The 7,205-nt window shown below is 70.0% G+C and carries 7 protein-coding genes; all 7 read left to right on the forward strand.

The annotated features are described in order from the left end of the window. The first annotated feature begins 53 nt into the window (after positions 1-53). The 7 genes from dltA (at position 54) to C1876_RS13945 (ending at position 7,146) form a co-directional block, all read left to right on the forward strand. Complete coding sequence (gene dltA, locus C1876_RS13920) at positions 54-1,601, forward strand: D-alanine--poly(phosphoribitol) ligase subunit DltA (RefSeq protein ID WP_114547329.1); 1,548 nt, start codon at positions 54-56, stop codon at positions 1,599-1,601. 16 nt (positions 1,602-1,617) lie between these two features. Further along, positions 1,618-2,790, forward strand: coding sequence for a D-alanyl-lipoteichoic acid biosynthesis protein DltB (gene dltB, locus C1876_RS13925; protein WP_114547330.1), 1,173 nt, complete (start codon positions 1,618-1,620; stop codon positions 2,788-2,790). Further along, positions 2,783-3,037: a D-alanine--poly(phosphoribitol) ligase subunit DltC gene (gene dltC / locus C1876_RS13930; protein ID WP_114547331.1), complete on the forward strand. Its 255-nt coding sequence runs from the start codon at positions 2,783-2,785 to the stop codon at positions 3,035-3,037. Before dltB ends, dltC begins: the two co-directional genes overlap by 8 nt. 1 nt (position 3,038) lies before the next feature. After that, positions 3,039-4,319, forward strand: coding sequence for a D-alanyl-lipoteichoic acid biosynthesis protein DltD (gene dltD / locus C1876_RS13935; RefSeq protein WP_114547332.1), 1,281 nt, complete (start codon positions 3,039-3,041; stop codon positions 4,317-4,319). Beyond that, a complete protein-coding gene (locus C1876_RS17650; RefSeq protein ID WP_158544700.1) occupies positions 4,316-4,492 on the forward strand; it encodes a hypothetical protein in 177 nt (58 codons plus the stop codon). Before dltD ends, C1876_RS17650 begins: the two co-directional genes overlap by 4 nt. Then, positions 4,492-6,132 carry a serine hydrolase domain-containing protein gene (locus C1876_RS13940; protein WP_114547333.1) on the forward strand — a complete coding sequence of 547 codons (1,641 nt, stop codon included), beginning with the start codon at positions 4,492-4,494 and terminating at the stop codon, positions 6,130-6,132. The genes C1876_RS17650 and C1876_RS13940 overlap by 1 nt, the downstream gene beginning before the upstream one ends. Positions 6,133-6,198: 66 nt before the next feature. After that, positions 6,199-7,146, forward strand: a complete 948-nt coding sequence (locus C1876_RS13945) for a LysO family transporter (RefSeq protein ID WP_114547334.1) — start codon at positions 6,199-6,201, stop codon at positions 7,144-7,146. Positions 7,147-7,205 lie beyond the last annotated feature (59 nt).

Consider the following 7,205-nt stretch of genomic DNA (forward strand, 5'->3'; position numbering starts at 1 on the left):
CAGTCGAAGCTGTCGCAACGACAGCGGTATGCGAGAGACGGGGTGGAACAACCATGGCGAAGAACGACGAATGGCTTGATGCCGTTGAACGACAGGTGCGCGCGCACGCGGACGCACCGGCCTTCGAGGCCGCAGACGGCCGAACGATGACGTACGGCGAGCTGTGGGCCGCCTCCGACCGCATCGCCGCCGCCGTGGCGGCGCGCACGGACGGGCGCGAACCGGTTGTGGTACTCGGCCACAAATCGGCGCTCATGTGCGCGGGCTTCCTCGGCTGCCTCAAGAGCGGCCACGCCTTCGTTCCCGTGGATGTGGAAATGCCGCCGTCGCGCCTCGTGGACATCATGTCCCAGCTCGGCGACCCGCTCGTGCTGACGACCGTGCCCGTGCCGGCTCCCCTTGCCGCGGCGCTCCCTCCCGCTCGCGTGCTCGACGCGCGCGCGGTCGTCGGCTCCTCCCATCCCGTCGCCGTGCCCGACCGCGGCACATGGGTGACGGGCGACCAGACGCAGTACCTCATCTTCACGTCCGGCTCCACCGGCCGGCCGAAGGGCATCGAGGTGAGCGCCCGCAACGTGGCCTGCTTCATGGCGTGGGTGCGCACGTTTCCCGTGATAGCGGAGGGCGGCCGGGTGTTCCTCGATCAGCCGCCGTACTCCTTCGACCTGTCCGAATACGAAGTGGTGGGCGCGCTGTCCACCGGCGGCTGCCTGCACGCCGTCGCGCGCGAGGAGACGGAGGACCTGCGCGCCCTGTTCGCCGACCTGCGCTCGTCGGGCGTGGAGGTGTGGACGTCCACGCCGTCGTTCGCCGATCTGTGCCTGGCCGACAAGAGCTTCTCCCAGGAAATGCTGCCCGACGTGCGCCTGTTCCTGTTCTGCGGCGAGGCCCTGCGCCATTCCACGGCTGCGGCCCTGCGCGAGCGCTTCCCGCGCGCCCGCATCGCGAACACGTACGGCCCCACCGAATCGACCGTGGCCGTCACCTACGTCGAGATCGGCTCGGCGCAGCTGGCCGACGCGCGCCCGCTGCCCGTGGGCACGGCCCGTCCCGGCACCGAGCTGCGCATCGTCGATCCCGAGACGGGCGCACCCTGCGCCGCCGGGCAGACGGGCGAGATCGTCATCGTGGGCGACACGGTGGCCAAGGGCTATTTCCGCAACCCCGAGAAGACGGCGGCGGCGTTCTTCGACACGCGCCTCTCCGACGGCGCGCCGTCGCGCGGCTACCGCACGGGCGACGCGGGCCACCTCGACGAAAACGGCATGCTGTACTGCGACGGGCGCTTCGATTCGCTCGTGAAGGTGAACGGCTTCCGCATCGAGCTCGAGGACGTGGAGGAGAACCTCGGCGCGCTGCCGCTCGTGAAGCAGGCGGCCGTCGTGCCCGTGCGCCGCAAGGAGCGCGTCGTGTACCTCAAGGCATGCGTCGTGCTGCACGACCGCCCCGCCGGCACCGACTTCGAAATCGGCCGCCTCATCAAGGCGCGGCTTGCCGAGCGCGTGCCCGGCTACATGGTGCCGCGCGCCGTGTCGTTCGTAGGCGAGCTGCCGCTCACCTGCAACGGCAAGGTGGATCGCAAGGCGTTGGCCGAGGCGTGAGGCATGGGGTCCGTCGATGACGTTCTACGCCGATCCGAGCTTCTTCGTGCTGCTTGCGCTGGCTGTGGCGGGCGCCGCCTTCCTCGGCCTGCGCGAGAAGCCGCTTGCGCGCTACGGCATGGCGGCCTCGGTCGCGTTTTTGGCATGCCTGTTCTGCAAAGACGTCGGGGGCCTGATCACCGCCGCGGGCTTCGTGGTCGTGGCCACGCTGTCGATGCGCTGGGTGCTGGCCGCGCCGCATTCCAACCGGCGGTTCGCCGTCGCGTTCGCGCTCACGCTGCTGCCGCTCGTGTCGGCGAAGGCGGGCGCGGTGTTCGATCAGAACCTGTTGGGCTTCATGGGCGTGTCCTACATCACGTTCAAGGCGCTGCAGGTGCTGTTCGAGGTGCGCGACGGCGTGATCAAGGAGTGCGGGTTGTTCGACTACCTGTACTTTCTGCTGTTCTTCCCCGTGTTCACGTCGGGCCCCATCGACCGGTCGCGGCGCTTCGCCGAGGACGCCCGAGCGCGGCGCTCGCGCGACGAGTACGCGGGCCTCTTGGCGCGCGGCATCCTGCTGCTGCTCGTCGGGCTCGTGTACACGCTGGTGGTGGCTGCGTGGCTGCACCGCTTCTACGTCCCCGCAACGTGGGGCTCGGGGCCGTTTTTGACCGAGCTGGCCGCGCAGGTGCAGACGGCGTACGTCTACGGGCTGTACCTGTTCTTCGACTTCGCGGGCTACAGTCTCATGGCGATGGGCGCGAGCTACTGCTTCGGCATCCGCACGCCGCGCAACTTCCGCGCCCCGTTCGCCGCGCTCGACATCAAGGACTTCTGGAACCGGTGGAACATCACGCTGTCGTTCTGGCTGCGCGACTTCGTGTTCATGCGCTTCTCGCGGTTCGCGCTCAAGAAGCGCTGGTTCGCGAGCCGCCTGACCACGGCGTGCTGGGGCTTCGTGTTCGACATGGCCCTCATGGGCGCCTGGCACGGCCTGACGGCGAACTACCTGCTGTACGGCCTGTTCCACGGCCTGCTGCTGGCCGGCACGGAAGCGTTCCAGAAGAAATCGAAGTTTTACAAGAGGCATAAGAACAGCCCCGCGTTCAAGGCGCTGTCCTGGTTCGTCACCTTGCAGCTGGTGATGTTCGGGTTCGCGCTGTTCTCGGGGCAGATAACGATGCTCGTGAAAGGAGCGTTCCATGGCTGAGACGGATCATGCGTACCTCGAGGAGAAGATGCTCGACATTCTGGAAGAGGTGTGCGGCGACGACGAGGTGCGCGTCCGCCGCGACGAGGACCTGTTCGCCCTCGGGCTGCTCGACTCGATGGGCGCCATCGAGCTTTTGGTGGACATCGAGGACGCCTTCGACGTGTGCATCGCGCCCACCGAGGTGGAGCGCGACGAGATGAACACGGTGAACCTCATCATCCACCAGGTGGAGATCAGGCTCTAGGATGACGAAGCCGTCGAACAACCGGGGCGCGGCGCCAACGGGCACGGCGCTTCTGCGCAGCGTGCTCGTCGGGCTGCTCGTGGCCGCGCTCGTGCTGACGGGCGCGTACTTCGTGCTGCCGGCGCAGGACGCGCACGACCCCGCGCGCCTGTACGACTACGTGTACTCGGGCGTGAAGTCCGAGAGCACGGCGTTCACGCTGTCCACCATGAGCGACGACGGGCATCTGGCGTTCGGGTCGTCGGAGTTCTTCATCTCGAAGGACAAGGTGGCGCAGTGTCCGCAGGCGGTGTTCGGCGAGCAGGTGGGCGGCGTAGATCTCACGTACGTGGGCGAGGCCTACGATCAGAGCCTGTGGCAGGCCATCGCGGCCGGCGCGTACGGCAGCGCGGTGCAGAACAAGAAGGTGATGCTGGTCGTGTCGCCGCAGTGGTTCTTCAAGAACAACGGCGACCAGGACAAGTTCGCCTCGAAGTTCTCGTCGACGCTGTACCGGCAGTTCGTCGACAATCCGAACATCTCGGACGAGACGAAGGCGTACGTGCGCTCGCGCGTCGAGCAGCTGGGCGTGGACGCGAAGACGACGGCCGCCGCGCACCGCGACACCGTGCTCGACGCGGTCAACAACGTGGCGGGCATGCTCGCCGACGACCTGAGCCTGCGCGCCCAGCTGCCGGGCGTCGTGGAGAAGGCGCCGCTCAAAAGCCCCGTGCGCGCCGCCGGGACATCCACGGGCGAGCCCGATTGGAACGCGCTGCTCGCGCAGGCCGACGCATCGGGCGACGAGGCGTGCACGACGAACGACTACGGCATCTACGACGCGTACTGGGAGAAGAACTCCGCCTACGACGTGGAGCGCGGTCAGAACTTCTCGGAGGCCGACGACGAGTACGCCGACTTCTCGTGCTTCCTCGACGTGTGCCGCGAGGTGGGCCTCGAGCCGCTCGTGGTGGTCCTGCCCGTGCACGGCGCCTGGTACGACCGCGAGGGCGTGCCCGCGAGCGAGCGGCAGGCGTACTACGAGCGCATCCGCAGCCTGTGCGACGAGGCCGGCGCCGCCTACGCCGACTTCTCGTCCTGCGAGTACGAGAAGTACTTCCTGTGCGACACCGTGCACCCCGGCTGGCGCGGATGGGTGCGCATCGAGCAGGCCTTCTACGACTTCGTGCACGATCGCGACGACGCCTTCCTCGGCGGCGGCTCCTTCGGTGCGGCCGAGGGGCTCGACGCGGCCGGCAATGCGGGCGCGATGCTTGCGGGCGCGGGGGAGGCGGCCTCGTGACGGCGCGGGTGAAGCAGGTTGCGGAAACCGTGCGCACGGCCGTGGCGACGCGCCCCTGCGTGCCGGGCGTTCTCGTGGCGGCGTCCGTCGTGGCGATGGCGGTGCTGGCGGGGTGGTTCCTCGTGTTCTCGGGCATGAACGAGCCGGTGCAGTTCGTGTACAGCAGCTTCTGATGGCGCGGACGGGACGGATAGCCCTCGCGGCCGCCGCGCTTCTGGCGTGCGCGTTGCTGCTTCCCGCGTGCGCGGCGCGGGCGACGGCGGAGCCGCCGCTGGCCGGGGGCGGAGGCGTGGCGCTCGAGGGCGAAAGCGAGCGCGAGGACGCCGATGCGGCGGCCGCCCCCGACGACGCCGACGACGCCGACGACCCGGAGGCCGACGATGCCGATGCGGCCATCGACCTCGACGCTCTCGACGAGACCGCGCCGCCCGAAGGGTTCGAGCCGACAGGCGCGGCGCTCGAGGTGCGCTTGGACGCCTACCTGCGTGAAAACGCGCCCCTCACGGGCGTGCCCGGCGTGGCCGTGGCCGTGGTGGACGCCTACGGCGTGCGCTACCTCGACACGTTCGGCGACTGCCCCGGCGCGGACGCTCCCTTCATCATCGGCTCGCTGAGCAAGTCGTTCACCGCGGTGGCCGTCATGCAGCTGGTGGAGCAGGGGCTCGTCGACCTCGACGCGCCCGCCTCGTCCTACGCGCCCGGCTACGACGTGCCCGACGACGTGACGGTGCGGAGCCTGCTCAACCAGACGAGCGGCTTCGGGTACGACGAATCCCTCGCCGAGGCGCAGGTGGGCGACGCCTTCGGCACCTTCTCCTACGCGAACGCGAACTACGATCTGCTCGGCCGCGTCATCGAGGGCGCGACGGGCGAGGCGTACGCAACCTACCTCTCTCAGCACGTGCTCGAGCCGCTCGGCATGACCGCTTCGACGGCCGATGCGGACGAGGCGGCGGCGCTCGGCATGGCTCCCGGGCATCGCGATTGGTTCGGCCTGCACCTCGCCGACGGGTTCCGGCATGCGGAAGGCGACGACGCGTGGGGCGGCCCCGCGTCGGGGTACGTGGCCGCAAGCGTCGAGGACATGGCGCGCTACCTGCAGATGTACCTGAACGACGGCGCGGCTGCGGACGGCACGTCCCTGCTGAGCGCCGAAAGCGTGGGCGAGCTGTTCTTCGACCGCGTGCCCGACCCTGCGAGCGACACGTACTACGGCATGGGGTGGACGTCGTTTTACTGGGACGACGGCGAGCTCGTGCTGTCGCACGACGGGCAGGTGGAGAACTACGTGGCCAGCATGTGCCTGCTGCCCGAGCGCGGCATCGGCGTGGTGGTGCTCGGCGACGCCAACGACAACGCCGGCGGCAACAACCGCTTCTTCGACCTGGCCGGGGGCGTGGTGAGCGTGGCCATCGGAGGTGCGGGCGAGCCGGTGGACAGCTCGTGGACGGCGCTGTGGCGGCAGCGCACCGACGTGCTGTACGCCGTTGCGTTGCTGGCGAGCGGCGCGCCCCTGCTGCTCGTCGGCCGCTGGAACCGTCGGCGCGCGGAAGCGGCGCGACGGTCGCGGCCGCGGTCGCGCCGAGCGCTCGCGGCGGGCCTCGCGCTCCACGGCGCGCTGCCGGCCGGCATCCTGCTGCTGCCCCTCGCGTGGGGCACGCCCTGGCGCGACCTGCTCGCCTTCGCTCCCGACGTCGCGCTCGTGCTCGCGGCCTGCGCAGGGCTGCTCGTCCTCGCGGGTGCGGCGAAGCTCGTGCTGCGCGCGGCCGCGCGGGCGGGAAAACCCCCTCCCGGAAGCGCTCGGATGCGCTAAGATGACTCCTTCACCGAAGATCGACCCGCTCGGCGCGCGTGCGCCGAGCGGCGGGGGAGGGACGTCGTGGAAATTCTGGCAGTGATGGTTGCAGGCGTGCTCGTGGGGGCGACGGTGTTCCCCGCGCGGCTCAAGGGACTCAACGAGAAGCTGACGCTGGCGGCCACCGCGCTGCTCATCTTCTCGATGGGCGTGCTGCTGGCCGGACGCGACGCGTTCCTCGAGGAGCTGGGAACCGTGGGGTGGGCGAGCGTGCTGTTCTGCCTCGTGCCCGTGGCCTTCTCCACCATCGCCGTGTACGGGCTGACGAACCTGTTCCTCTCCGACATCGCCCGCCGTCCCGCCGGCCCGCGCGTGGCCGCGGCTCAGGACGCCGACGCGCCGGCCGAGCCCGCGTCGCGCGGCGAGGCCGCCATGATCGCCGTCGCCGTGGGCGCGCTCGCGCTCGGCGTGGCGTACGGCCTGGCGGGCGTGCCGCTCGCCCCGGTGGACTTCGTGGCCGGGCACTCCGAGGCCGTTCTCTTCGCGCTCATGTTCTTCGTCGGCATCAGCGTGGGCGGCAGCCGCGGCCTCGTGGGCAAGCTGCGGCAGTACCACGTGCGCGTGCTCATCATCCCCGCGGGCATCGTCGCGGGCTCGGTGGCGGGCGGCCTCGTGTGCGCGCCGCTCGCGGGCATGTCGCTGCCCGAGGGCGCGGCCGTCGCGTCGGGCCTGGGGTGGTACAGCCTCGCGGGCGTCATGATGACCGACATCGCGGGCGCGCAGGTGGGCTCCATCACCTTTCTGGCGAACCTGCTGCGCGAGCTCGTCTCGTTCTTCAGCATCCCGTGGATCGCGAAGCACCTCAACTATCCCACGTGCATCGCGCCCGCCGGCGCCACGAGCGAGGACACCACGCTGCCCATGCTCATCCGCTGCACGAACGGCGAGACCGTCGTGCTCTCGGTGCTCAACGGCGTCATCTGCTCGGCGCTCGTGCCGGTGCTCATCGAAGGCTTCCACCAGCTGATGTAGAGCGTTGCAGCGGAGCCGCGCGCCGCGCCCCTCGCCCCCGCGCAATTCCCCCGCAAGCC

Origin of the sequence: Eggerthella sinensis, from assembly GCF_003339815.1 — a bacterium.
In the GTDB taxonomy this organism is placed as follows: Bacteria; Actinomycetota; Coriobacteriia; order Coriobacteriales; family Eggerthellaceae; genus Eggerthella; species Eggerthella sinensis.